The 22,937-nt window shown below is 61.1% G+C and carries 18 protein-coding genes; 11 read left to right on the top strand and 7 right to left on the bottom strand.

The window, feature by feature from the left end:
• Positions 1-5 precede the first annotated feature (5 nt).
• The 4 genes from K3819_RS04150 to K3819_RS04135 are packed head-to-tail and all read left to right on the top strand — an operon-like array spanning position 6 to position 3,913.
• Positions 6-1,016, top strand: a complete 1,011-nt coding sequence (locus K3819_RS04150) for an ABC transporter permease subunit (RefSeq protein WP_047597886.1) — start codon at positions 6-8, stop codon at positions 1,014-1,016.
• An 11-nt stretch (positions 1,017-1,027) separates the two neighbouring features.
• Positions 1,028-1,954, top strand: coding sequence for an ABC transporter permease subunit (locus K3819_RS04145; protein ID WP_039769224.1), 927 nt, complete (start codon positions 1,028-1,030; stop codon positions 1,952-1,954).
• A 10-nt stretch (positions 1,955-1,964) separates the two neighbouring features.
• Entirely contained in the window at positions 1,965-2,933 is a 969-nt protein-coding gene (locus tag K3819_RS04140; protein WP_011332433.1) for an ABC transporter ATP-binding protein, read from the top strand.
• Complete coding sequence (locus tag K3819_RS04135; protein ID WP_007953682.1) at positions 2,933-3,913, top strand: peptide ABC transporter ATP-binding protein; 981 nt, start codon at positions 2,933-2,935, stop codon at positions 3,911-3,913. Before K3819_RS04140 ends, K3819_RS04135 begins: the two co-directional genes overlap by 1 nt.
• A 107-nt stretch (positions 3,914-4,020) precedes the next feature.
• On the opposite strand, the gene K3819_RS04130 is transcribed toward K3819_RS04135, so the two are convergent.
• Together K3819_RS04130 and K3819_RS04125 are read right to left on the bottom strand one after the other, a co-directional pair.
• Positions 4,021-4,281 carry a hypothetical protein gene (locus K3819_RS04130; RefSeq protein WP_064593354.1) on the bottom strand — a complete coding sequence of 87 codons (261 nt, stop codon included), beginning with the start codon at positions 4,279-4,281 and terminating at the stop codon, positions 4,021-4,023.
• 336 nt (positions 4,282-4,617) lie between these two features.
• Positions 4,618-6,201, bottom strand: a complete 1,584-nt coding sequence (locus K3819_RS04125) for a peptide chain release factor 3 (protein ID WP_011332431.1) — start codon at positions 6,199-6,201, stop codon at positions 4,618-4,620.
• Positions 6,202-6,717: 516 nt separating this feature from the next.
• On the opposite strand from K3819_RS04125, the gene K3819_RS04120 reads away from it, so the two are divergent.
• The 4 genes from K3819_RS04120 to K3819_RS04105 are packed head-to-tail and all read left to right on the top strand — an operon-like array spanning position 6,718 to position 10,142.
• Entirely contained in the window at positions 6,718-7,407 is a 690-nt protein-coding gene (locus K3819_RS04120) for an ABC transporter permease (RefSeq protein ID WP_172829515.1), read from the top strand.
• Positions 7,408-7,427: 20 nt separating this feature from the next.
• Positions 7,428-8,321, top strand: coding sequence for a glycine betaine ABC transporter substrate-binding protein (locus K3819_RS04115; protein ID WP_221398695.1), 894 nt, complete (start codon positions 7,428-7,430; stop codon positions 8,319-8,321).
• Positions 8,322-8,334: 13 nt separating this feature from the next.
• Positions 8,335-8,988, top strand: a complete 654-nt coding sequence (locus K3819_RS04110; RefSeq protein WP_007953690.1) for an ABC transporter permease — start codon at positions 8,335-8,337, stop codon at positions 8,986-8,988.
• On the top strand, positions 8,985-10,142 hold the full coding sequence (locus tag K3819_RS04105; protein WP_085611311.1) for a betaine/proline/choline family ABC transporter ATP-binding protein: 1,158 nt from the start codon (positions 8,985-8,987) through the stop codon (positions 10,140-10,142). The genes K3819_RS04110 and K3819_RS04105 overlap by 4 nt, the downstream gene beginning before the upstream one ends.
• Positions 10,143-10,196: 54 nt before the next feature.
• Here K3819_RS04105 and K3819_RS04100 read toward each other — a convergent pair whose 3' ends face one another.
• A complete protein-coding gene (locus tag K3819_RS04100) occupies positions 10,197-11,111 on the bottom strand; it encodes a hypothetical protein (RefSeq protein WP_221398694.1) in 915 nt (304 codons plus the stop codon).
• Positions 11,112-11,696: 585 nt separating this feature from the next.
• Between K3819_RS04100 and K3819_RS04095 the strand changes: the two genes are divergently transcribed.
• Entirely contained in the window at positions 11,697-12,860 is a 1,164-nt protein-coding gene (locus tag K3819_RS04095) for a type III PLP-dependent enzyme (RefSeq protein WP_039769212.1), read from the top strand.
• A 58-nt stretch (positions 12,861-12,918) separates the two neighbouring features.
• On the opposite strand, the gene K3819_RS04090 is transcribed toward K3819_RS04095, so the two are convergent.
• Positions 12,919-13,677 (bottom strand): tetratricopeptide repeat protein, encoded by a 759-nt coding sequence (locus tag K3819_RS04090; protein ID WP_260329029.1) that lies wholly within the window; start codon positions 13,675-13,677, stop codon positions 12,919-12,921.
• Positions 13,678-14,358, bottom strand: coding sequence for a Fe2+-dependent dioxygenase (locus K3819_RS04085; protein WP_039769208.1), 681 nt, complete (start codon positions 14,356-14,358; stop codon positions 13,678-13,680).
• A gap of 207 nt (positions 14,359-14,565) precedes the next feature.
• On the opposite strand from K3819_RS04085, the gene K3819_RS04080 reads away from it, so the two are divergent.
• Together K3819_RS04080 and K3819_RS04075 are read left to right on the top strand one after the other, a co-directional pair.
• Positions 14,566-16,887: a TonB-dependent siderophore receptor gene (locus tag K3819_RS04080; protein WP_085611309.1), complete on the top strand. Its 2,322-nt coding sequence runs from the start codon at positions 14,566-14,568 to the stop codon at positions 16,885-16,887.
• 132 nt (positions 16,888-17,019) lie between these two features.
• Positions 17,020-19,548 carry a sulfite reductase flavoprotein subunit alpha gene (locus K3819_RS04075; protein WP_221398693.1) on the top strand — a complete coding sequence of 843 codons (2,529 nt, stop codon included), beginning with the start codon at positions 17,020-17,022 and terminating at the stop codon, positions 19,546-19,548.
• Between the two features lie 54 nt (positions 19,549-19,602).
• On the opposite strand, the gene K3819_RS04070 is transcribed toward K3819_RS04075, so the two are convergent.
• Both K3819_RS04070 and K3819_RS04065 read right to left on the bottom strand, forming a co-directional pair.
• Positions 19,603-21,144: an alkaline phosphatase gene (locus tag K3819_RS04070; protein ID WP_221398692.1), complete on the bottom strand. Its 1,542-nt coding sequence runs from the start codon at positions 21,142-21,144 to the stop codon at positions 19,603-19,605.
• Between the two features lie 59 nt (positions 21,145-21,203).
• Entirely contained in the window at positions 21,204-22,937 is a 1,734-nt protein-coding gene (locus tag K3819_RS04065) for a PTS fructose-like transporter subunit IIB (RefSeq protein ID WP_221398691.1), read from the bottom strand.

Here is a 22,937-nt window from a genome sequence, read left to right as displayed (position 1 = left end):
ACACGATGTTTAGTTTTATTGCCCGCCGACTGGGGTTGTTGATCCCCACGTTTTTCGGCATCACCTTGCTGACTTTCGCGTTGATTCGCATGATTCCCGGCGACCCCGTGGAAGTGATGATGGGCGAACGTCGGGTCGACCCCGAAATGCACGCTCAGGCAATGGAACGCCTCGGTCTGAACAAACCGCTGTACGCCCAGTACCTGGACTACATCGGCAAACTGGCCCACGGCGACCTCGGCGAATCCCTGCGCACCCGTGAGAGCGTATGGACCGAGTTCACCTCCCTCTTCCCGGCGACCCTGGAACTGTCCATGGCCGCCCTGCTGTTCGCCGGCATCCTGGGCCTGTTGGCCGGGGTGATCGCGGCCCTCAAGCGAGGATCCCTGTTCGACCACGGGGTGATGGGCATCTCCCTCGCGGGTTACTCGATGCCGATCTTCTGGTGGGGCCTGATCCTCATCATGTTCTTCTCGGTGAGCCTGGGCTGGACCCCGGTGTCCGGGCGGATCGACCTGCTCTACGACATCGAGCCGCGCACCGGTTTCATGCTGATCGACACCCTGCTGGCCGATGACATGGGCGCGTTCCTCGATGCCCTGCACCACCTGATCCTGCCGGCCATCGTGCTGGGCACCATTCCGCTGGCGGTGATCGCGCGGATGACCCGTTCGTCGATGCTCGAAGTACTGCGTGAAGACTACATCCGTACCGCCAGGGCCAAAGGCCTGTCGCCGTCGCGCGTGGTGTTCGTGCACGGCCTGCGCAACGCGCTGATCCCGGTACTGACCGTGGTCGGCCTGCAGGTCGGCACCCTGCTGGCCGGTGCGGTCCTGACCGAAACCATCTTCTCCTGGCCCGGCATCGGTAAATGGCTGATCGAAGCCATCGGCGCCCGGGACTACCCGGTTGTGCAAAACGGCATCCTGTTAATCGCCTGCCTGGTGATTCTGGTCAACTTCGTGGTGGATATCCTCTACGGCTTTGCCAACCCACGCATCCGTCATCAGCGCTGAGGTCAATACCCATGAGCACTCCAACTTCCTCAGTAGTCACCGCCGCCACCGCCGTGGATCAAAGTCTGCTGTACCCGTCACCGTACAAAGAGTTCTGGCAGGCTTTCGCCAAGAACAAGGGCGCCGTCGCCGGCCTGCTGTTCATGCTGCTGGTGATTTTCTGCGCGATCTTCGCGCCGTGGGTCGCCCCGCATAACCCGAGCGAGCAATACCGTGACTTCCTGCTGACGCCGCCGGCGTGGCTCGAAGGCGGTCAGATGCAATTCCTGCTCGGCACCGATGAACTGGGTCGCGACCTGCTGTCGCGTCTGATCCAGGGTTCACGACTGTCGCTGCTGATCGGTCTGTCGTCGGTGGTGATGTCGCTGATCCCGGGGATCCTGCTGGGTCTGTTCGCCGGTTTCTTCCCGAAAGTGGTCGGTCCGACCATCATGCGTCTGATGGACATCATGCTGGCTCTGCCATCGCTGCTGCTGGCCGTGGCCATCGTCGCCATCCTCGGCCCTGGCCTGATCAACACCGTGATCGCGATTGCCGTGGTGTCCTTGCCGTCCTACGTGCGTCTGACCCGTGCCGCCGTGATGGGTGAGCTGAACCGCGACTACGTGACCGCCGCGCGCCTGGCCGGTGCCGGTCTGCCACGCCTGATGTTCATCACCGTGCTGCCGAACTGCATGGCACCGCTGATCGTTCAGGCGACCCTGAGCTTCTCCTCGGCGATCCTCGATGCCGCCGCCCTGGGCTTCCTCGGCCTCGGCGTCCAGCCGCCAACCCCTGAGTGGGGCACCATGCTGGCTTCGGCCCGCGACTACATCGAACGCGCCTGGTGGGTGGTGAGTCTGCCTGGTTTGACCATTTTGCTCAGCGTGCTGGCAATCAACTTGATGGGCGACGGCCTGCGCGATGCGCTGGACCCGAAACTCAAGAACGCCGCCTGAGGAGATTCCCATGTCACTGTTAGAAATCAAGAATCTCAACGTTCGCTTCGGCGACAAGAACGCCACCCCGGTCGTCGACGGCCTCGACCTGAAAGTCGACAAGGGCGAAGTCCTGGCGATCGTGGGCGAGTCGGGTTCCGGCAAGTCCGTGACCATGATGGCGCTGATGGGCCTGATCGAGCACCCGGGGATCGTCACCGCCGATTCGCTGAGCTTCGACGGCAAGAACATGCTCAAGCTGAACAACCGCCAGCGTCGGCAGATCGTCGGCAAAGACCTGGCGATGGTGTTCCAGGACCCGATGACCGCGCTGAACCCGAGCTACACCGTCGGTTTCCAGATCGAAGAAGTGCTGCGCCTGCACCTGAAAATGTCCGGCAAGCAAGCGCGCAAGCGTGCGATCGAACTGCTGGAAAAAGTCGAAATCCCGGGCGCCGCCAGCCGTATGGATGCCTACCCGCATCAACTGTCCGGCGGCATGAGCCAGCGTGTGGCAATTGCCATGGCGATTGCCGGCGAGCCGAAACTGCTGATCGCCGACGAGCCGACCACCGCACTCGACGTAACGATTCAGGCGCAGATCATGGACCTGCTGCTGGCGTTGCAGAAAGAGCAGAACATGGGCCTGGTGCTGATCACCCACGACCTCGCCGTGGTGGCCGAAACCGCTCAGCGCGTGTGCGTGATGTACGCCGGCCAGGCCGTTGAAGTCGGGCAGGTGCCGCAACTGTTCGACATCCCTGCCCACCCGTACAGCGAAGCGCTGCTCAAGGCGATTCCGGAACACAGCCAGGGTGCCGAGCGTCTGGCGACGCTGCCGGGCATCGTTCCCGGCCGTTATGACCGCCCGCAAGGCTGCCTGCTGTCGCCGCGCTGCCCGTACGTGCAGGACAGCTGCCGCGCGCAGCGTCCGACCCTTGACCCGAAAAGCCACAGCCTCGCCCGCTGCTTCTATCCGCTGAACCAGGAGGTGGCGTAATGGCCGTCGTACTTACCGCCCGCGACCTGACCCGTCACTACGAAGTCTCCCGTGGCCTGTTCAAGGGCCACGCCACCGTGCGCGCCCTCAACGGCGTGTCGTTCGAGCTGGAAGCGGGCAAGACCCTCGCCGTCGTCGGTGAATCGGGCTGCGGCAAATCCACCCTCGCCCGCGCCCTGACCCTGATCGAGGAGCCGTCGTCCGGCTCCCTGAAAATCGCCGGGCAAGAAGTGGCCGGCGCCGACAAGGCTCAGCGCAAGCAACTGCGCAAAGACGTGCAGATGGTGTTCCAGAGCCCGTACGCATCGTTGAACCCACGGCAGAAAATCGGTGATCAGCTGGCCGAGCCGCTGCTGATCAACACCAACCTGTCGGCCGCCGAACGTCGCGAGAAAGTCCAGGCGATGATGAAGCAGGTCGGCTTGCGTCCCGAGCACTACCAGCGTTATCCGCACATGTTCTCCGGCGGTCAGCGTCAGCGTATCGCGCTGGCCCGCGCCATGATGCTGCAACCGAAAGTGCTGGTGGCGGACGAACCGACCTCGGCGCTGGACGTGTCGATCCAGGCGCAGGTGCTGAACCTGTTCATGGACATGCAGCAGGAGTTCAACACCGGTTACGTGTTCATCTCGCACAACCTGGCGGTGGTGCAGCACGTGGCCGATGACGTGATGGTGATGTACCTCGGTCGCCCGGTGGAAATCGGTCCGAAGCACGACATCTATGCCCGTCCTCTGCACCCGTACACCCAGGCGCTGTTGTCGGCGACCCCAACCATCCATCCGGATCCGGACAAGCCGAAAATCAAGATCGTCGGCGAGTTGCCCAACCCGCTGAACCCGCCGCCTGGCTGCGCGTTCCACAAGCGCTGCCCATACGCCACCGCGCGTTGCAGCAGCGAAGAGCCGGCCCTGCGCCAGCTCGACACGCGTCAGGTCGCGTGCCACTACGCCGAGCAATTCCTCGACGGCGCGGCATGAGAAAACCCGCCCCGTTTCCCGGGGCGGGTTGTTGATGAGTTGACCCAACCCCTTCTGCCTCGATTGCGCATCAGTCGAGAAAGAAGGGGTTTTCTTTTGTCCGGAATCTACGTCTGGCTGTCGCCCTCATCCGGATCATCGGAGTCCGGCTCGTCGGTGGTCGAGTCGTCATCGTCGGCGCTGCCGCCCTGGCCCTGATCGCCCGGCTCGGACTCGGACTTGGCCAGCATCAGCGCGCTGTGCCCCACCTGCCCGCTGGACGCCTGGGTATCGTGATCCTCGCACTCGGCCCAGGCCGTCGCGGTGCCGAGGGACAGCATCACCATCACTTTCAACAGCAGCAAAATCCGTAGCAACCTGCTTTTCATAGCCGAGTCCATCCTGTTCCAGGTGAGAAATTCATGCTGACCTGACGCTGATTGAAATCTAGTTCCGATCCGCCGGGTTCACCAGATAGGACGTTGTGGAGCAGCTGGAAATGCCGTGGCTGTAGAGACTGGTTGGAAATAACGCCTATACCCAATCCATCTAATGTGGAAGGTCTCCTGTGGGAGCGAGCCTGCTCGCGATGGCGATTTATGAGCCAATCCAACTTCGGCTGACCATCCGCTATCGCGAGCAGGCTCGCTCCCACAGGGCATTTTTTCGCCAATAAAAAACCCCGCAGCTTTCGCGACGGGGTTTTGGGGGCAGCCAATCAGCGCTTAGTGATGCTCGCGCGTCGCACGGAATTTCACGTCCGGCCAGCGCTCTTCCATCAGGGCCAGGTTGACCCGCGTCGGCGCGAGGTAGGTCAGGTGACCGCCGCCGTCCAGTGCCAGGTTTTCCACCGCCTTGTTGGAGAATTCCTCGAGCTTCTTCTTGTCGCTGCATTCGATCCAGCGCGCGGAGTACACGGTGATCGGCTCGTAGGAGCACTCGACCTTGTATTCCTCTTTCAGGCGGCTGGCGACCACATCGAACTGCAGCACGCCGACGGCGCCGAGGATGATGTCGTTGCTGCGCTCCGGGAAGAACACCTGGGTCGCGCCTTCTTCGGCCAACTGTTGCAGGCCCTGGCGCAGTTGCTTGGATTTCAGCGGATCGCGCAGGCGTACGCGGCGGAACAGTTCCGGGGCGAAGTGCGGGATACCGGTGAAGCCCAGGGTTTCGCCTTCGCTGAAGGTGTCGCCGATCTGAATCGTGCCATGGTTGTGCAGACCGATGATGTCGCCGGCATACGCCTCTTCCAACTGTTCACGCTCGGAGGAGAAGAACGTCAGGGCGTCGCCGATGCGCACGTCTTTGCCGGTACGCACGTGGCGCATTTTCATGCCTTTCTCGTACTTGCCGGAGCAGATACGCATGAAGGCGATGCGGTCGCGGTGTTTCGGGTCCATGTTCGCCTGGATCTTGAAGATGAAGCCCGAGAACTTCTCTTCCACCGGCTCCACGGTGCGCTCGTTGGCCACACGTGGCAGCGGACGCGGCGCCCAGTCGACCACAGCGTCGAGGACATGGTCGACCCCGAAGTTGCCCAATGCAGTACCGAAGAACACCGGGGTCAGTTGACCGTCGAGGAACTCCTGCTGGTTGAACTCGTGGCAGGCGCCCTGCACCAGTTCCAGCTGTTCGAGGAAACGCTCGTACTCGTCGCCCAGGTGAGCGCGGGCCTCGTCGGAATCAAGCTTCTCGATGATCTTGGTTTCGGTGCGTTCATGACCGTGACCGGCGGTGTAAACAATGATGTAGTCGTCGGCCAGGTGGTACACGCCTTTGAAGTCGCGGTAGCAACCGATCGGCCAGGTGATCGGCGCGGCCTTGATCTTCAGGACGGCTTCGATTTCGTCGAGCAGTTCGATCGGGTCGCGGATGTCACGGTCGAGTTTGTTGATGAAGCTGACGATCGGCGTGTCACGCAGACGGCAGACGTCCATCAGCGCGATGGTCCGTGGCTCTACACCTTTACCGCCGTCGAGAACCATCAATGCCGAGTCCACCGCAGTCAGGGTGCGGTAGGTGTCTTCGGAGAAGTCTTCGTGGCCCGGGGTGTCGAGCAGGTTGATCATGTGTTCGCGATATGGGAACTGCATGACCGACGTGGTGATCGAGATGCCCCGCTGCTTTTCCATCTCCATCCAGTCGGATGTCGCGTGGCGGTCGGATTTACGGGATTTCACCGTACCGGCCACGGCAATCGCCTTGCCCATCAGCAAGAGCTTTTCGGTGATGGTGGTTTTACCGGCATCGGGGTGGGAAATAATGGCGAAAGTGCGGCGTTTCGCGACTTCGGCGGCCTGTCTGGTCATGGGAAATCGCCTGGCGGTGATTCAAAAAAGGGCGGCGATTATAGCCCAACTCGATTCAATAACCGAACCGTTGAGCACATTAAGGGTGGCCAAATGCTGCCTCGGATGGGAACCTTTTAAAGCACGGAGACGTCCATCCCCTGTTACGACAATTCGTCAGGGGCTGAAAAATCAGCAAGTTAGCCTGACGAGGCTGCGCTCATGGCTCGCTTTCAGACCGCTTTTGCCGGGCTGAAAAAAAGCTGCTTCTCGCGAACGACTCTCCCGGCAGCCAAGGCTTGGCAGGTGGCCGGGGTGGTCAATTTTGTTGGCTCAAATTTGGATGCCAGCAGTTCATAGCCAAGGCGCTGTGACGAGTCATAGCTCGCTATGGCGAGGAACAGCAACGCAGGATATGAACTTCTGGCGCCGAAGTTGGGCTAACAAAATTGACCACCCCGGCCACTGAACACGGGACTGCGTTCGCCGACTAAAAAAAGGAGTCCGCCTGTGGCTATCCGCTATGGCAAAGGGCTGATGGGAGGTGCGGTGGTGATCGCGCTCCTGGCCCTGCTGGTCCACTGGATCGGCATCAACACGATCGAACACTACCGCGACGATTTGTTGTTTTACCTGCAAGCTCATCTGATTCTCGTCCTCGCCTCAATGCTGGCCGCCCTTGTCGTGGGCCTCCCCGCCGGTATCTTCCTGAGCCGCCCGACCATGGTCGGCCGCGCTGAACGCTTCATGCAGATCTTCAACATCGGCAACACCGTGCCGCCGCTGGCCGTGCTGGCGATTGCCCTGGGGATTCTCGGCATCGGCAGCGGTCCGGCGATCTTCGCCCTGTTCCTCGCCTCGCTGTTGCCGATTGTGCGCAACACCTACGAAGGCCTGAAAAACGTCCAGGGCTCGCTGAAAGAGGCCGCTGTCGGCATCGGCATGACCCCGCGCCAGGTGCTGTGGAAAGTCGAGTTGCCCAACGCCGTGCCGATCATCGTCGGCGGTGTGCGAGTGGCTTTGGCGATCAACGTCGGCACCGCGCCGCTGGCCTTCCTGATCGGCGCCAACAGCCTCGGCAGCCTGATCTTCCCCGGCATCGCCCTGAACAATCAGCCGCAACTGCTGCTCGGCGCCGCGTGCACTGCGCTGCTGGCCCTGCTGCTCGATGGCGTGGTCACCCTCGCCAGCCGTCTCTGGCTGGAACGTGGTTTGCGCCCGTCTTGAGGCTTTGCGAAGGAATATTTATGAAAAGACTTAGTTTGATTCTGGGCTGCGTGCTGCTCTTCGCAGGGATCGCCCAAGCCGCCGACAAACCGGTGATTCGCCTCGGCGCCCGAGTATTTACCGAGCAGACCCTGCTCGCGGAAATCACCGCGCAATACCTGCGCAGCAAAGGCTACGACGCGCAGATCACCGGTGGCCTGGGCAGTAACCTGGCCCGCAGCGCCCACGAAACCGGGCAACTGGACATGCTCTGGGAATACACCGGTGTGTCGCTGGTGGCCTACAACCATGTCACCGAGAAACTCGACAGCGCACAGTCCTACGCCCGGGTGAAAGAACTCGACGCGAAAAAAGGCCTGGTCTGGCTGACACCGTCGAAATTCAGCAACACCTACGCCCTCGCCCTGCCGAAAACCGTGACCGAGGAATACCCGCAGATCAGCAACATCAGTCAGTTGAACGACGTGCTGAAGGCTGAAGCCAAGACCAATCACCTGGTGGCGCTGGACACCGAGTTCGCCAACCGCTCCGACGGTCTGGACGGCATGGTCAAGCTCTACGACATGAACCTGACCCGCAAGAACATCCGGCAGATGGACGCGGGGCTGGTCTACACCGCGCTGCGTAACGGCCAGGTGTTCGCCGGTCTGGTCTACACCACCGACGGTCGCCTCAACGCCTTCGGCCTGAAGCTTTTGGAAGACGACAAGCATTACTTCCCGGACTACACCGCTGCGCCGGTCGTGCGTCAGGCCTACCTCGACGCCCACCCGCAACTGGCGGAGCAACTCAAGCCGCTGGCCGAGCTGTTCGACGACGAAACCATGCGCCAGCTCAACTCACGGGTCGATGTCGATCACGAGAGCCCGTCGAAAGTCGCTGCCGATTTCCTGCGCCAGCATCCACTGAATTAAAGGAGGAAAAGTCATGGAATTCCTGAACGCCTTTTCCCACCTCGACTGGCAGCAGGTGATGCACCTGACCTGGCAGCACATCACCCTGGTCGGCATTGCCGTCAGCCTGGCAATCCTCATCGGCGTGCCGCTGGGCATTTTGATGACGCGCTTCCCGAGCCTCGCCGGCCCCTTGCAGGCCAGCGCCACGGTGCTGCTGACCGTGCCGTCGATTGCCCTGTTCGGCCTGCTGCTGCCGTTCTACTCGAAATTCGGCCAGGGCCTCGGCCCGATGCCGGCGATCACTGCGGTGTTCCTTTATTCACTGTTGCCGATCATGCGCAACACCTATCTCGCCCTGACCGGTGTCGAGCCGGGCATTCGCGAAGCCGCTCGCGGCATCGGCATGACCTTCGGCCAACGCTTGCGCATGGTCGAGTTGCCGATCGCCGTGCCGGTGATCCTCGCCGGCGTACGCACCGCAGTGGTGATGAACATCGGCGTAATGACCATCGCCGCGACCATCGGCGCCGGCGGCCTCGGCGTGCTGATCCTTGCCTCCATCAGCCGCAGTGACATGTCGATGCTCATCGTCGGCGCGCTGCTGGTCAGTCTTCTGGCGATTTTCGCCGACCTCATTTTGCAGTGGCTGCAACGTTCGCTGACTCCAAAAGGACTCCTCAAATGATCGAACTTCAAAACCTCAGCAAGACCTTTCAAAGCAACGGCAAAGATGTGAAAGCCGTGGACTCGGTAAGCCTGACCGTCAATGAAGGCGAAATCTGTGTGTTCCTCGGGCCATCGGGCTGCGGCAAAAGCACCACGCTGAAAATGATCAACCGCCTGATCAAACCGACCTCGGGCAAGATCCTGATCAACGGCGAAGACACCACCGACCTCGACGAAGTGACGTTGCGCCGCAACATCGGCTACGTGATCCAGCAGATCGGTCTGTTCCCGAACATGACCATCGAAGAGAACATCGTCGTCGTGCCAAAACTGCTCGGCTGGGACAAACAGAAATGCCATGACCGCGCCCGCGAACTGATGAGCATGATCAAGCTTGAACCCAAGCAGTATCTGCATCGCTACCCGCGTGAGCTGTCCGGCGGCCAGCAGCAACGGATCGGCGTGATCCGTGCGCTGGCGGCGGATGCACCGCTGCTGCTGATGGACGAACCGTTCGGCGCGGTGGACCCGATCAACCGCGAGATGATCCAGAACGAGTTCTTCGAGATGCAACGCGCACTGAACAAGACCGTGATCATGGTCAGCCATGACATCGACGAAGCGATCAAGCTCGGCGACAAGATCGCGATCTTCCGCGCCGGCAAGCTGTTGCAGATCGACCATCCGGACACCCTGCTCGCTCATCCGGCGGACGATTTCGTGAGCAACTTCGTCGGTCAGGACAGCACCCTCAAACGTCTGCTGCTGGTGAAAGCCGAAGACGCGGCGGACAACGCGCCGTCGGTGAGCCCGGAAACCCCGGTGACCGACGCGCTGGAGTTGATGGACGAACATGACCGTCGCTATGTCGTCGTCACTGACGCTGAGAACAAGGCACTGGGTTATGTGCGCCGTCGTGACCTGCACCGTCAGACCGGCACCTGTGCGCAGTTCCTGCGCGAGTTCAACGCCACGGCTGCCTACGACGAGCATTTGCGCATCCTGTTGTCGCGCATGTACGAGTTCAATCGCTCATGGCTGCCAGTGATGGATGCCGAGCGGGTGTTCCTTGGCGAGGTGACTCAGGAGTCAATTGCCGAGTATCTGAGTTCGGGTAAATCCCGAGGGGGCAAGACCAGCATCGTGTCGCCGGCGGAAGTTGCGTTGACGTGAAGAACGGTCTGTAAAAAAGGGCGGTGCTTGTGGATAAGCACCGCCCTTTTTTGTTCAGGAGGAAATGGCCTGATCGGCGGGGATGTACTGGAATGTCGCGTCGGCTGCTGGCGTCTGTGGAAGGGTTATCCGAATCATTGGAATCCAGATACCGGTTTGCGTCTTGAAATCACGCTGATCATATTGTGCACCGGCCTTGCCTGTATCGTTGAGGTAGAACACCGCTTCTATCGGCAAAGTCGCTCCCAGATTCTGCCCCCACTTTTCCAGCCGAAACTCGTTTTGCGTGTTGAACGCGAAGGTTCCACCTTGCCCTTGTGCTTTCACCGCTTCATTGAAAGCAGTCGTCGCGCCCTGATTCAGATAGTCGCGCACATCGAATCCACACAGGGTGTGGTATTTGCTCGGCAGACTGTTGTAATGAGCCAGGTATTGCACAGCCGTATTTATATTCTGCGATTGGCATGGAGCGCTGGTGGGAAACCCAGGGTGAGTCCCGCACCCTTTGTCTGCACGGAGGGTCGTTGCACCGTCCACCGGAAAAAAACACAGGATTTCCGGTTCGATCTTGCCCGCAGGTTTAAAAAAATAAGGATAAAAAATAAAGCCGTTATTATACCCGAAGACTAACTTTCCGAACTTTGCATCCGCACGCAGCCAGGAAAAAGAAACACCGGTAGAGCTTGGGTTAGGATTCCAGAAATGAAACCCTGTGGAGTTCTGGGTCGCTCTCAGCAATACCCCGCTGCACAGGAACGGTGGCGCGCTGGGATTGGCACGACACATGTTTATCTTGTTGTGATAGGCCTCGGTCAAATACCCCGCGATCTCGGGCCCTGTAGCCAGAGTTCCAGTGTCAGCGGATTGAACACCGGAGGTACCTTGATCAGAGTCAACCTTGGGCGAAAGTTCGTGAGTAGCGCACCCTGACAGCAATAATACAAACATCCATAAAATTATTCGCTTCATCTCAATCACCCTCTACAAAACCAAGTTGCCTGCTGCAGACTCGCAACTTCCTTACATGCAGGTAGATGCCTGAAAATTGAAATTTTCAGAACTGACACTTCAACTCATTTCAGCGTGATGGCTGTGCATTCACCCTAATAACAATCACGAAATTAAGCACCTGTCATAAATGACAGTAGGTGACGCTACGGCGATATTTTTTCGGAGTTAAAACGTGCAGGGTTATAGGCGGACTGCGCATGCAATCCACCGGAAAGTGACGACAAGGGGAACATCAGCCTGTCATGCAGGTCGGTTACACCAGTGACTGAGCGGCACCGCACGACGGAAGTGTGCAGAAACGCGACATTTTTTGTTGATCTCAGGCCCCTCACGCCCTAAAGTTCGCGCCGAACGTCCATGCTGGAAACGATCCATCCGGCTCAAGTACTGACGACGAGACAGCAAGGCCAAGGGCACGCCGCTTCCCATGGCCTTTTTGCTTTCGGCGACATGCCTTGGGAAGTAGGCGAACCAAAGTGGGGATACGGAGGACGTTCATTTGCACCCATTGATTAACGACGTTTGCCACTAGGAGTCCCAAGTATGTCGATCCAGGTCGAAGACTATTTCGCGCGCGAAACCTTTCAGAAAATGAAGGCGTTCGCCGACAAACAGGAAACCCCGTTCGTGGTGATCGACACCGCGATGATCGCCCAGGCCTACGATGACCTGCGCGCCGGTTTCGAATTCGCCAAGGTCTACTACGCGGTCAAGGCCAACCCGGCCGTCGAGATCATCGACCTGCTCAAAGAGAAAGGTTCGAGCTTCGACATCGCCTCGATCTATGAGCTGGACAAAGTGCTGAGCCGTGGCGTCAGCCCGGACCAGATCAGCTACGGCAACACCATCAAAAAGTCCAAGGACATTCGCTACTTCTATGAGAAGGGCGTGCGTCTGTTCGCCACCGACTCGGAAGCCGACCTGCGCAACATCGCCAAGGCCGCACCGGGCGCCAAAGTCTATGTGCGCATCCTGACCGAAGGCTCGACCACCGCCGACTGGCCACTGTCGCGCAAATTCGGCTGCCAGACCGACATGGCCATGGACCTGCTGATCCTCGCCCGCGACCTGGGCCTGGTGCCATACGGCATCTCCTTCCACGTCGGTTCGCAACAGCGTGACATCAGCGTCTGGGACGCCGCCATCGCCAAGGTCAAAGTGATCTTCGAGCGCCTGAAGGAAGAAGACGGCATCCATCTGAAGCTGATCAACATGGGCGGTGGCTTCCCGGCCAACTACATCACCCGCACCAACAGCCTGGAAACCTATGCCGAAGAAATCATCCGCTTCCTCAAGGAAGACTTCGGTGATGACCTGCCGGAAATCATTCTGGAGCCGGGCCGTTCGCTGATCGCCAACGCCGGCATCCTGGTCAGCGAAGTGGTGCTGGTCGCGCGTAAATCCCGCACCGCCGTCGAGCGTTGGGTGTACACCGATGTGGGCAAGTTCTCCGGCCTGATCGAAACCATGGACGAAGCGATCAAGTTCCCGATCTGGACCGAGAAGAAAGGCGAGATGGAAGAAGTCGTGATCGCCGGCCCGACCTGCGACAGCGCCGACATCATGTACGAGAACTACAAGTACGGTCTGCCGCTGAACCTGGCGATCGGTGATCGCCTGTACTGGCTGTCGACCGGTGCGTACACCACCAGTTACAGCGCGGTAGAGTTCAACGGCTTCCCGCCGCTGAAATCGTTCTACGTGTAAATATTGCTGCGGTAAGCAAAAGCCCATGACGTGTCATGGGCTTTTTTGTAGCTGCGATTCAGGTGTCCTGTAACTCGGCGCAACGGTGAGTGTAGGCCTGCGCCAGCGCCTGGATTCTCGGATCGGTTGCGCTCGCCAGCGTCTGGCTGGCCACGCGCAGAAAATTCAGGTTACCGCCGGCCAGCGCTTTCTCCAGCCAGACCAACGCCTCATCGACGCGCCCCTCAGCCGCCAACACCGCCGCGTAGCTGAACTGCCCACGAAAATCCCCGCCTTCGGCCGAACGTCGATACCAGTCACGGGCCGCTGCCGGATTCGCCGGGCACACTTGCCCCTCTTCCAGATAACGCCCGAGCAGGTTCATCGACTTGGCATGCCCGGACTCTGCCGCGCGCTGATACAGCGCCATGGCCTGAAGATGATCGACCGCGACACCGCGCCCGGTCGCCAGCAGGTTGGCCAGGTTATACATCGCCCAATCCAGCCCGCCGGCGGCAGCGATTCGATAATGTTGCACAGCATTGGCGGCATCGACCGGGCATCCCCAACCGTGCTCATGACAGCGGCCAAGCATGTTGCGCGCCATCAGATGACCTTGCCCTGCGGCGATTTCAAACCAGCGCAAGGCCAGCGGCTGATCCTGAGCAATCCCGTGACCATCGAGCAGGATCTGCCCAAGCAGCGCCTGCGCTTCCAGCACGCCCTCACCCGCCGCCAGCAGAATCGCCTGAGCCGCGCGGGCCGGACTTTCTTCGAGCATGGCCGTGAGGCGTTCGCCGTCGAGGACTTCCTCGCGGCGCAACCGAAAGTCCGCCACTTACACCTCGACCCAGCGGCGCAGCAGGTTGTGATAGGTGCCGGTGAGGCGGATCAGCGAAGGGTGATCGGGCATGTCCTGGGTAAGCTGCTGGATCGCACCGTCCATCTCGAACAGCAACGCGCGTTGGCTGTCCTCGCGCACCAGGCTTTGAGTCCAGAAGAACGAGGCATAGCGCGCACCGCGAGTCACCGCGTTGACCTTGTGCAGGCTGGTGCCGGGGTACAGCACCATATCGCCGGCGGGCAGTTTTACCCGCTGGGTGCCGAAGGTGTCCTGGATTTCCAGCTCGCCGCCGTCGTAGTCCTCCGGCTCGCTGAAAAACAGCGTGGCCGACAGATCAGTGCGTACCCGTTCGATGCTGCCCTTGGGCTGGCGTACGGCATTGTCGATGTGAAAATCGAAACTGCCACCCGCCGTGTAGCAGTTGAGTAACGGCGGAAATACTTTGTGCGGCAGCGCGGCAGACATGAACAACGGATTTTTCCACAGCCGTTCGAGCATCGCCGCGCCGATTTCCTTGGCCAGCGGATGACCTTCGGGCAGTTGCAGATTGTGCTTGGCCTTGGCCGATTGATAGCCGGCGGTGATCTTGCCATCGGCCCAGTCGGCCTGTTCCAGCGCCTCGCGAATACGCTGCACTTCGTCTTTCTCGAACAGCGCGGGGATGTGCAGGAGCATGGCGACGTCACCAGATGGCAAAAGGATGCCAATGGTATTGATTCTTATTGACTGTGTAAAACCCGCTAGACGAATGAACTGGTAAAAACCGTAAGGTTAAATTGTAAAGAATGTAAATTTGTCGCGAATAGTAATGTTTCGCAATTGATACGAATACCTGTTTACCCTATATTCCGCCGCCTCAAATCCTTGGGGAGGGGAATAAAAATGGCACGTCAACCAGCACAAGTACCGGTAAGTTCACCACGTCTGCTCGCTTCCGCCATCGGCGTGGCAATCACCGCCGGCTCCGCAGGCCACATGGTGTTCGCCGCCGAAAAAACCGACAGCAAAGCCACCGGCAATGCCATCGCCCTGGACGCCACCGCCATCACCGGCGAAGCCCAGGACTCGACCTCCTACCAGGTCGAGAAAGCCTCCTCGCCCAAGTACACCGCGCCGCTGGTCGACACGCCGCGCTCGGTCACCGTTATCCCGCAGCAAGTGCTGAAAGACACCGGCGCCCTGAACATGCAGGACGCACTGCGCACCGTGCCGGGCATCACTTTCGGTGCCGGTGAAGGCGGCAACCCGCAGGGCGACCGTCCGTTCATCCGTGGTTTCGACGCCCAGGGCGACACCTACCTCGACGGCGTGCGCGATACCGGCTCCCAGAGCCGCGAAATCTTCGCCGTGGAAAACATCGAAGTCAGCAAGGGCCCGAACTCCGCCATCGGCGGTCGTGGCGCAGCCGGCGGCAGCATCAACCTGGTGAGCAAGAAAGCGCACTTGGGCAACTCGTTCGACGGTGGCTTCACCTGGGGCTCCGACCAGACCCAGCGCTACACGATGGATGGCAACTACCAGTTCAGCGACACCGCTGCCGGCCGTCTGAACCTGATGAGCCACGAGAGCAACGTCGCCGGTCGCGACAAGGTCGACTACGACCGCTGGGGCATCGCGCCATCCCTGGCCTTCGGCCTGGGTACCGACACCCGCGTCAACCTCGATTATTACCATCTCGAAAGCAACGACACGCCGGATTCGGGCATCCCTTACACCATTCCGGCCGGCGGCTCGGCGGCGCGCACCAAGTCCAACCCGGACAAGCCGTACGCCGGCGGCGATCACAGCAATTTCTACGGTCTGGACCGCGACTTCCGCAAGGGCCGCACCGACACCGCGACCTTCGCCATCGAGCATGACCTGAGCGACTCGCTGACGATCAAGAACACCCTGCGTCACGGCACCAGCATGCAGGATTACATCCTGACCCAGCCGGACGACAGCAAGGGCAACGTCAACAACGGCAGCGTCTGGCGTCGTGCGAACACTCGTGTGAGCAACACCGAGACCACCACCAACCAGACCGACCTGTTCGGCAATTTCTACGTTGCCGGCTTCAAGAACAGCTTCTCCACCGGTGTCGAGTACACCCGTGAGGAAAGCAGCAAATCCTCGTACAACGTCAACACCGACACCACGCCGCGCACCTCGGCCGTGACCACCAACTGCAATCCGGCTCTGATCGGCGCTGCCAGCGGCTACAACTGCACCTCGCTGTCGAACCCGAACCCGAACGATCCGTGGAACGGCGCGATCTCGCGCAACTACGCCGGCACCGACACCCAGTCCGATACCTACGCGCTGTATGCGTTCGACACCCTGGAGCTGTCCGAGCAATGGCTGGTGAACATGGGCCTGCGTTACGACCACTTCGAAACCGGCTACAAGACTTACAACAACGCTGGCCGCACCACCTCCAAGGGTGCTGACACCAGCGAGTTCGTCACCGGTCAGTTCGGCATCGTCTACAAACCGGCAGAGAACGGCAGCATCTACGCGTCCTACGCCACCTCCGCCACTCCGCCGGGCAACACCCTGGGTGAAGGTCAGGAAGGCAACCCGCTGGGCGGCACGCCGGATCGCAATGGCAACCTGCTCAAGAGCGACATGGAGCCGGAAACCACCAAGAACTACGAAATCGGTACCAAGTGGGATCTGCTGAACGATCGCCTGTCGCTGACCGCCGACATCTTCCGCACCGAGAAAGAAAACGCGCGTGTCCAGGTCGATACCACCTCGTACGAAAACGCCGGCAAGACCCGTGTACAAGGTATCGAGTTGTCCGCCAGCGGCAAGATCACCGACAAGTGGCAAGTGTTCGCCGGCTACGCCTACATGGACAGCGAACAGGTGGACGGTGGTGACCTGCCGGCCAACAAGGCCAACAACGGTAACGAGCTGCCCAACACGCCGAAAAACAGCGCCAGCCTGTGGACCACTTACCAGGTCACGCCGAAGCTGACCATCGGTGGCGGTGCGTTCTACGTGGATGACGTGTTCGGCAACGTGGCCAACACCACCATGGTCGATTCCTACGTTCGCTACGACGCGATGGCGGCGTACAAGCTGAGCAAGAACGTCGACCTGCAATTGAACGTGCAGAACCTGACCAACGAGACCTACTACGACAAGGCCTTCTCGACCCACTTCGCCAACCAGGCGGCGGGCCGTACGGCATTGCTGAGCACCAACTTCCACTTCTGATCGAAGAGGGAAGTACCGAGCCCCGTTCATTCATTTGAGCGGGGCTTTTGTACGTAATAAAGAACGTTTCTCGATAAGCCACGGCATAATGCACGCCGTGAACACAACCTCCGAACGGACAAGGCAAGCAACGTGTTGAAGAAAACCCTGTTCCAGTTGCACTGGTTTTTTGGCATCACTGCCGGGCTGGTGCTGGCCCTGATGGGCATCACCGGCGCTGCCTATTCGTTTCAGGACGAAATTCTCAAAGCCCTCAACCCTTCGGTGTTACAGGTCGAGAAGCAGGTCGCCGGCGTGCTGCCGCCCGCCGATCTGGTGGCGCACATCGAAGCGGCCTCGGGCAAGAAAGTCTCGATGCTCTCGGTCGAAACCGAAAGCGGCAGCGCCGGACGCGTCTGGTTCACCCCGCCCAAAGGCGAGCGCCGGGGCGAGATGCGCTACTTCGATCCCTACACCGCCGAGTTCAAGGGCGAGGCCACCGGCCAGGATTTCTTCGCCCTGATGCTGCAATTGCACCGGTTCCTCGCCATGGGCGATACCGGTCGCAACATCACCGGCGCCTGCACCCTGATGCTGCTGTTCTTCTGCCTGTCCGGCCTGTACCTGCGCTGGCCGCGCCAGTGGCACAGCTGGCGCGTCTGGCTGACTCTCGACTGGAAGAAAAAGGGCCGCAGCTTCAACTGGGATCTGCACTCGGTGTTCGGCACCTGGTGCATGTTGGTGTATCTGCTGCTGGCATTGACCGGACTGTCCTGGTCCTACGAGTGGTACAACAAGGGCCTGACCCGACTGCTTTCCGATGCACCGCAAAACGAGCGCGTGCGCGGCGGTCGTGGCCCGGCCCCTGAAGGTCCGGCGCCGACTGCCGATTACGCCGCCATGTGGCTCAGCATCTACAGTTCCGCAGGTCCCGGCCTCGCCGCCTACAACATCCGCATGCCGCCAGTGGCCGGTCAACCGGCGACCGTGTTCTACCTGCTCGACAGCTCGCCCCATGACCGCGCGCTGAACCAGATCACCCTCGACCCGGCCACCGGCGTGGTCAAGCGCGTCGACCGCTACGCCGACAAAAGCTTCAAGGCGCAATTGCTGACCAGCATTTACGCGCTGCACGTCGGCAGCTATTTCGGTCTGGTCGGGCGGATCATCGTCACCGTCGCGGCCGTCTTGATGCCGCTGTTCTTCATCACCGGCTGGCTGTTGTACCTGGATCGCCGGCGCAAGAAAAAGCAGATCAAGGATGCCCGCAAAGGCCTCGGCCAACCGGCCGGCGATACACCGGCGTGGCTGATCGGTTTCGCCAGCCAGAGCGGTTTTGCCGAGCAACTGGCGTGGCAGACCGCCGGGCAATTGCAGGCCGCCGGATTGCCGGTGAAGGTGCAGCCGCTGGCGAATGTCAGCGAGCAGGATCTGCGCGAATCGAACAACGCGCTGTTCGTGGTCAGTACCTTCGGCGACGGCGACGCGCCGGACAGCGCGCGCGGTTTCGAGCGCAAGGTATTGAAGAACGCCTCGACCCTCGACAGCCTCAACTACGCGGTGCTCGGCCTCGGCGATCGGCAGTATCAACACTTCTGCGGTTTTGCCCGACGCTTGCATCAATGGCTGAGCGAACACGGCGGCAAGACCCTGTTCGCCCCGGTCGAAGTCGACAGCGGCGATCCTTACGCTCTGCGCCACTGGCAGACCCAGCTCGGCCTGATCACCGGGCAAACGCCGGTCGAGACCTGGCAAGCACCGAGCTACGAGAATTGGACGCTGGTGCGCCGCGAGCTGATGAACCCGGACAGCGCCGGCGCACCGGTCTATCTGCTGGGTCTGACCGCACCGACCTCCCGCAGCTGGCTGGCCGGCGATCTGGTGGAAGTGCTGCCGCGCAATTGCCCGTGGGCCATCGAGCATTTCCTCGACGGCCTCGGCATCCGTGGCGAAACCAGCGTCAAGGTCAACGGCCTGCAAGAGTCGCTGGAAGTAGCCCTCGCCAGCCGCCAGTTGCCCGAGCACCGCGCCCATCTGGTGGGCCTGCACGCCCAGGCGCTGGTCGATGCGATGGTGCCGTTGGCAATGCGCGAATACTCGATCGCCTCGATTGCCGCCGACGGCGTACTGGAGCTGATCGTGCGTCAGGAACAGCATGCCGATGGCAGCCTCGGCATCGGCTCCGGCTGGCTGACCGAGCATGCGCAGATCGGCGGCAGCATCAGCCTGCGGGTCCGCCGCAACAGCGGTTTCCATCTGCCGAGCGCTTCGGTGCCGATGATCCTGCTGGGCAACGGCACCGGCCTTGCCGGGCTGCGCAGCTTGCTCAAGGCACGGATCGCCGACAATCAACAGCGTCACTGGCTGTTGTTTGGCGAACGCAATCGCGAGCACGACTTCCTCTGCCGCGCAGAGCTGGAAGAGTGGTTGATCAACGGTGATCTGGAACGCCTCGATCTGGCGTTCTCGCGAGATCAGGCCGAGAAGATTTACGTGCAGGATCGCCTGCGCGAATCAGCCGGCGAGTTGAAGAAATGGCTGGCGGACGGTGCAGTGATCTACATCTGCGGCAGTCTTCAAGGCATGGCTTCGGGGGTGGATCAGGTGCTCAATGAAGTACTGGGCGCCGCCGAAGTCGAACGCCTGATCGAACAGGGTCGTTATCGTCGCGACGTTTACTGATTCGCCTTGGGTAACTGTGGGAGCAACCGTGCTCCCACAGGTTCAGCACTGGATTCAGACTGGCTGCAGCTTCTGCTCAAACACCGCCACACCCTCCAGATCCCGCAACACCACGCTCATCTCCCCGCTCTGCCCCTCGATGTTCACCTCGCCGAAAAACTGAAACCCGGCAAATGGCGAGGCGTTCTGTACCGCCGGCGCCTTCTCGAACACCACTTGCGGGCCGAAGGTCTTGTCCAGCGGATTGGGGCCGAAACTGCCGGCGTTCAACGGCCCTGCGACAAACTCCCAGAACGGTTCGAAATCCTGGAACGCCGCGCGCTCCGGGTGGTAATGATGCGCCGCGCAGTAATGCACGTCCGCCGTCAGGAACACGAAATTGCGCACCTGATGTGCCCGCAGGAACCCGAGCAATTCGGCCACTTCCAGTTCGCGCCCCTGGGCCGGACCGGGATCGCCGTTGGCCACCGCTTCCCAGCGCGCAACACCAGGACTGACTTCGCCGTCGGGCACGCCGAGACCGATCGGCATGTCGGCGGCAATCACTTTCCACTGGGCTTTCGAGGCCTTCAATCCACGCTTGAGCCAGTTCAGTTGCTCGCGTCCGAGGAACGGTTTTTCCGCCCCGAGATTGTCGTCGTTGGCGCCGCGATAACTGCGCATGTCGAGCACAAACACATCGAGCATCGGCCCGTAACTGAGCTTGCGATAAATCCGCCCGCCGCCATCGGCCGCCTGCAAACGCATCGGCGCATATTCGAGCCAGGCCTGACGCGCACGGCCGACCAGGGTGTGGATATTTTTTTCCTGATAACGCTCGTCGAGCTGCTTGCCCGGCGACCAGTTGTTGACCACTTCATGGTCGTCCCACTGCCAGATCTGCGGCACTTCGGCGTTGAAGCGACGGACGTTTTCGTCCATCAGGTTGTAGCGGTAATTGCCGCGATAATCGTCGAGGGTCTGGGCGACCTTGCTCTTGGCTTCCGTGGTGAGGTTGCGCCAGATCCGGCCACCCTCGGTGGTCAGCTGCGCCGGCACCGGGCCGTCGGCGTAGATGGTGTCGCCGCTGTGGATAAAGAAGTCCGGCAGGCGCATGCGCATCGCTTCATAAATGCGCATGCCGCCGATATCGGGGTTGATGCCGAAGCCCTGGCCGACGGTGTCGCCGCTCCAGACAAAACGGATATTGCGCCGCGCGGTCGGTGCGCTGCGCAAATGGCCGAGCCACGGTTTGCTGGCGACGCCGGTGCGGGCGTCCTTGAAATACACGCGGTAGAAAATCACCTGATCGGCGGGCAACCCGGTGAGCTCGACGCGGGCGGTGAAATCGCTGCGGGCATCGGCCAGCGCCGAGACCACGCGGCGCGGATGGCGGAACTGGCTGCGGGTGTCCCACTCCACCACCATCTGCGCTGGGCGGTCGGCACGGCTCCAGATCATCGCCCGGTCGCCCTGCAAATCGCCGGATTGCACGCCGTCAGTGAGCTGCGGTCGATCCTTGACCGACGCGATCACGGCCGGCGCCAGCCCCGGCATCAGCAGTCCGGCGCCGACGGCTTGCATCACGCGCCGGCGACCGGGATTGAAATCGCTCATGGTGTTCTCCCTGAAAAAAGGAAAACTTAAGCACCGCTAGATGAAAGCGGTGTGACACCTCACGCCTTCGCGGGCTCCAGCGCCAGTTCCACGGCTTCCGGGCGCTTGACCAGCGCATACACCACCGCCGTCAGCAGACTGCCCGCGACAATCGCCAGCAGGTACAACAGCGCATGGTTGATCGCATTCGGAATCGCCAGCACGAACAGCCCACCGTGGGGCGCCATCAGCTTGCAGCCGAAGTACATCGACAACGCACCGGTCAGCGCACCGCCGGCAATGCTCGCCGGAATCACCCGCAACGGGTCTTTCGCGGCAAACGGAATCGCCCCTTCGGAGATGAAACACAACCCGAGCACCAGCGCCGCTTTACCCGCCTCGCGTTCGGTCTGGGCGAACTTGCGTCGGGCGATGAAGGTGGCGATACCCAGACCGATCGGCGGCACCATGCCGGCGGCCATGGTCGCGGCCATCGGTGCATAACTCTGCGAGGCGAGCAGCCCCACCGAGAACGCATAGGCAGCCTTGTTGATCGGCCCGCCGAGGTCGACGCACATCATGCCGCCCAGCAGCACACCGAGCAGGATCGCGTTGGTGGTGCCCATGCTGTCGAGAAAATGCGTCAGCGCCGCAAGCATCCCGGCCACCGGTTTGCCGACCACGTAAATCATCACCAGCCCGGTGAACAGACTGGCGAACAACGGGATGATCAGAATCGGTTTCAGCGCTTCGAGACTTTGCGGCAGCGCCACATAGCGACTGATCGCCTTGGCCGCATAGCCTGCGATAAACCCGGCAACGATCCCGCCGATGAAACCGGCGCCCAGGGTGCTCGCCAGCAAACCGCCGATCATCCCCGGCGCGAGTCCGGGACGGTCGGCAATCGACCAGGCGATGTAACCGGCCAGCAGCGGCACCATCAATTTGAACGCGGTCTCGCCACCGATCTGCATCAGCGCCGCCGCCAGCGTGCCCTCTTCCTTGAACGCGGTGATGCCGAACACGAACGACAAGGCGATCATCAGCCCGCCCGCCACCACCATCGGCAGCATGAACGACACACCGGTCAGCAGGTGTTTGTAGACGCCACTTTTCTCTTGTTTGGCCGGGGCCTTGCCGTCGCCGGCAGCGTTTTCAACGACACCTTCGGCCAGGGCTTTTTTCAGCGTGGCTTCGGATTGCTTCAACGCAATGCCGGTGCCGCAGCGGTAGATTTTCTTGCCGGCGAAACGCTCGGTGGCGACTTCAATGTCAGCCGCCAGCAGCACCACGTCAGCCTCGGCAATCGCTGCCGCGCTCAGCGGATTTCGCGCGCCGACCGAGCCCTGGGTTTCGACTTGCAGGTCGTAGCCCAGACGCTTGGCGGCTTGCTGCAAGGCTTCGGCAGCCATGAATGTATGAGCGACGCCGGTCGGGCATGCAGTGACCGCGACCAGACGCGGCGCTTGCGCGCTGGCAACCACCGGCGGCGCTTCGGCAGCGACGTAAACCTGCGCCTCGACGGCGCCACGCCGCAGTACGTCTTCGACATCCTGCAGGGCTTGCGCCGGCGCGATCCGAAAGACTTTCTTGCCGATGAACCGGGTCATGTCCACCGGTCCCGTGGTCACCAGCAACACCCACTCGGCGGCCTTGATGGTGGCCGCCGACAACTCGCGTTCCGGGTGCGCGGCATCCACCACTTCGACGCTGGTGCTCCAGCCCTGACGCTGGGCCGCGGCATCCAGCAGCCGGGCGCACAGCACACTGGTGACCATGCCGTTCGGGCAGGCCGTGACGATGGCTAACTTCAT

Origin of the sequence: Pseudomonas sp. 3-2, from assembly GCF_019710535.1 — a bacterium.
Classification (GTDB): Bacteria; Pseudomonadota; Gammaproteobacteria; order Pseudomonadales; family Pseudomonadaceae; genus Aquipseudomonas; species Aquipseudomonas pharyngis.
Note: the sequence above shows the minus strand (reverse complement) of the source record. Positions and strands in the feature narration are given on the sequence as shown.